The organism is Pseudomonas sp. UMAB-08 (assembly GCF_900095225.1).
Taxonomy (GTDB): domain Bacteria; phylum Pseudomonadota; class Gammaproteobacteria; order Pseudomonadales; family Pseudomonadaceae; genus Aquipseudomonas.
Window position 1 is genome coordinate 329,162 of the sequence record NZ_LT607417.1, and the last position, 3,567, is coordinate 332,728.

The 3,567-nt window shown below is 59.1% G+C and carries 3 protein-coding genes and 2 tRNA genes (1 of these 5 running past the window's edge); 1 reads left to right on the forward strand and 4 read right to left on the reverse strand.

Going from position 1 to position 3,567, the window contains the following annotated elements:
• On the forward strand, positions 1 to 879 hold an 879-nt coding region (locus K0F75_RS09405), incomplete at its 5' end, for an FAD-binding oxidoreductase (protein ID WP_257604289.1).
• A 44-nt stretch (positions 880 to 923) separates the two neighbouring features.
• Here the strand turns inward: K0F75_RS09405 and K0F75_RS09410 are convergent.
• From K0F75_RS09410 to K0F75_RS09425, 4 genes are all read right to left on the reverse strand, one after another.
• A complete protein-coding gene (locus K0F75_RS09410; RefSeq protein ID WP_219061598.1) occupies positions 924 to 2,018 on the reverse strand; it encodes a sensor histidine kinase in 1,095 nt (364 codons plus the stop codon).
• Positions 2,011 to 3,171: an FIST N-terminal domain-containing protein gene (locus tag K0F75_RS09415; RefSeq protein ID WP_219061599.1), complete on the reverse strand. Its 1,161-nt coding sequence runs from the start codon at positions 3,169 to 3,171 to the stop codon at positions 2,011 to 2,013. Before K0F75_RS09415 ends, K0F75_RS09410 begins: the two co-directional genes overlap by 8 nt.
• 212 nt (positions 3,172 to 3,383) lie before the next feature.
• A tRNA-Asp gene (locus tag K0F75_RS09420) sits at positions 3,384 to 3,460 on the reverse strand.
• A gap of 47 nt (positions 3,461 to 3,507) precedes the next feature.
• Positions 3,508 to 3,567, reverse strand: a tRNA-Val gene (locus K0F75_RS09425) (it continues 18 nt past the right edge of the window).

Here is a 3,567-nt window from a genome sequence, read left to right on the forward strand (position 1 = left end):
CTGCTGTCGGAACCGGCAGGGATGGGTGGGCTGATCAAGGACAGTGGCTGGATCGAGGCCTTTCGCAACCTGCCCGCGTTTGAAAAAGCCAAAGAAGACGCGGCGGCGCTCAAAAAGTACGGTTTGAACTATGCAGTGCTTGATCAGCAGCAGGTGCACGAGCGCGAGCCAGGACTGCATGCCAACGTCGTCGGCGGTATTCACTGGCTCGACCCGAAGACCGTCAGTGATCCGGGCGGCCTGACCCGCGGCTATGCAGAACTGTTCATCAAGCGCGGCGGCGTATTCGTGCTGGGTGATGCCTTGAGCCTGAGCCAACGCGCAGGAAAATGGGAGGTGCAGAGCGAAAAGGGCCTGATCATTGCCAACGAAGCCGTGGTGGCCCTCGGTCCTCAGGCCAGGGGCATTTTCGAGCCGCTGGGTTACCGGATTCCGCTGGCGGTCAAGCGCGGCTACCACATGCACTACGCCGCCAAACCCGGCACTCAGTTGCACCATCCCATTGTCGACCGTCAGGGCGGTTATGTACTGGCACCGATGGTGCGAGGGATTCGTCTGACCACCGGCGTCGAGTTCGCCGACAGCGACGACCCTATCAATGAAATCCAGCTGCGCCGTTGCGAAAAGCTGGCACGCGGCTTTTACCCCCTTGGAGAACGTCTGGATGCCGAACCCTGGCTGGGTCGGCGCCCGTGCCTGCCGGACATGTGCCCGGTGATCGGTCCGGCCAAGCGTCATCCGGGGCTGTGGTTCAACTTTGGCCACGCCCACCACGGCCTGACGCTGGGCCCGGTCAGTGGTCGCCTGCTTGCGGAGATGATGACCGGCACCGAACCGTTTACCGACCCCGCCCCCTATAGCGCCGAGCGCTTCCACTGATCGCTGGAGGCGGCAAACTACCCGCGTGAGCGTTACATCGCGGATCAACCCAGCGCTGAGGCCATTGGAAACTCAAGGGTAAACACAGCCCCGGCGCCGGGCCCGTCACTGTGAACCGTCAAGGTGCCGCCCATCTCCTTGGCCGCCAACGCGCAGCTGTGCAGGCCAAAGCCATGGCCCTCTTTGCGTGTCGTGAAGCCATGCACGAAAAGCTGCGGTAGATGCTCGGGCGCGATACCTTCGCCTTCATCTTCCACACTCAATTGCAAACGCCTGCCCTCGCTGTTTTTGACCACCCTTGCGCGCAGGGTGATCGGGCCTGTCAGGTCATCGATAGCGTCCATGGCCTGCTTGGCATTTCGCAGCAAGTTGACCAAAATCTGGATAAACCGCGACTTATCCAGCAGCAGCGCGGGCACATCCGAATACTCCTTGAGCGCGATAATCTGATGCGCACCTACGACCCCGCCCCCCAAACGCAGGACATCCTCGAGCGCGGCATCCAGATCGACATCTTCGATCATGCTGGCCGAGCCCGCATGCGACTGTTGGGTCGCGACGATACTTTTGATGTGGTTGATGTTCTGAGTCAATGAGCCAAGCTCATCCAGCACGTTGCGCTGCTCGGCGGACAGCGCGGCCGCCAGCTTGAAAAGGTAAGGCAGCAACAGCTTTCCTTTTTCATCTCGCGCCAGAAACTCACCGATGTCGTCCGGGTGTTCCTGGATAAGCTCCACGACATTACTCAGGCTGCGAACCTTCGACTGGCGCAGCGTGGAACACACGATGTCAGCCGATATATTCACGCTGTTAAGAACGTTGCCGACGTTGTGCAGGACGTTGTTTGCGATTTCGGCCATGCCGGCCAGGCGCGCAGAGGTCACCAACTCGCCCTGGGCCGCTTTCAGCTCGCGGGTGATGCTTTCGTTATTGCGCAGCGCGGTTTCCAGATCCTGTGTGCGCTCACGCACCATGTCTTCCAACATGACAGTGGTCTGAAACAGATCGAAATCGGAACCTTGACCGTTGGTACCGCGTTCGGCGCGGTCCATCAGAACCTCGATGATCTTGTCCTTGCGAGCGATCTCGGCGCACAGGCGCTTTTCGTCATTAGCGGACAACTGGATTTGCTCAAGCATGACGCACCTCGGGCAACGCCGCGCCAATCGCGATACCGGTCAATGTCTGGTTGACGTGCACTCCGCGAAATTGCTCACCGTAGGTCGTGAACCCGGTGACATTGTTGCTGCGAAAAATATCCTCAACGGCGTCATTAATGTCATTGAGGGTGATTTCCATCCTGCGCAGGACGCAATCGAACCCCAGAACCAGTTGCGGCGGCCCGATTTCCGAGTTGAATGCCGCAAAGGACTGCTTGAGGTTTTCCACCAGATCCTCGCCATGCGCCAGGCGTAGCACCAGCCCTTCCTCGATGGCACAGAAAAACGTCAGGCTCCCGTCGCTGTTGGCCGACTGAATGGCACGCACATAGCTCGTCTCGCCGATCACCACCACCAGGGGCGATGCGGCGAAACTCAAGGGGTTCAGATCGCTAACCTCAACACCGATATAGCGGGCATATTCCTCGGCGGCGGGCAATCCGTTGATTTCTTTCACCACGCGATGGGCGGGGTCGGCGGCGGTCACCACCAGCCTTTTGGACGTCGGTACAAAATGCTGGATTTTGAACAGCTTGAACGGCAAAGGCGTACTCAGCAGAACCACGGCCGCGCTATCGCTGTGAAATGCCCCGTCGAAGTAGACGTAGGTATGACCGAAAGACAACGCATCGGCTGCAGACCCACCGATGAGTGGCAACTTGCCCAAGGACCGTTGCAACGCATTGGTCAGCGGCTCTTCACGCACTGAAAGGCCATCGGTCAGGAGCAGCGCAAAACCGCTCGGGTCCGCCACCCCTGGCGCCTTGATGGTCAGCCTCTGTAGTTGCTGCTGAGCAAACTCCATGACCTTGGCCGCTTCAAGTTGCTGCAGGTGGTCAATGGCACCCACCACCGCCACAAAATCGCTTCCAGGAAAACTGACCCCAGTGATGCTGTCGGTGCAATAACCGACAGGGCCGATCTCCCCCGCCGTCGAGCAGCCGACAACGTCTACGCCTGGAAACAGACGCGCCATTTCTTGCGCGACTATCTCCCGGTCATAGGTCGGCGAACAGAAGAACAGCACCAGCGCCATGTCGTGCTGAACAACCCCGGCGTGGAACTCGCGCACCGCCTCTCGTGTATCGGAAGCAAATGACTGCGCCCTGCGAATACTGCCTGGAGACTCCATGAGTCACTCCCTCTCATTCCACCACGGCCGCAACCGATGCCAAAACGCCTTCACGCTTCGAGCATAACCCAATCCCGGAGCATGAAAGAAACAGAAGCACTCACCGCATGAGTACTGGAGAGGGCGTTATGTGGAATTCAGGACGCAAAAAAGCGACCCTAAGGTCGCTTGTTTGTTTGCTTCAAGGAGTTCAAGGGCCTTGAAGCGGGATATGGCGCAGCGGACGGGACTCGAACCCGCGACCCCCGGCGTGACAGGCCGGTATTCTAACCGACTGAACTACCGCTGCTTGTCGGTGGACTTTCGTCCTGTTCTCGTTAAAGAACACTCAATAAATGGTGGGTGATGACGGGATCGAACCGCCGACCCGCTGCTTGTAAGGCAGCTGCTCTCCCA

Excerpts from the sequence above, each read along its gene's own strand:
- K0F75_RS09415 (WP_219061599.1), bottom strand. The coding sequence starts at position 3,171 with ATGGAGTCTCCAGGCAGTATTCGCAGGGCGCAGTCATTTGCTTCCGAT.
- K0F75_RS09410 (WP_219061598.1), bottom strand. The coding sequence starts at position 2,018 with ATGCTTGAGCAAATCCAGTTGTCCGCTAATGACGAAAAGCGCCTGTGC.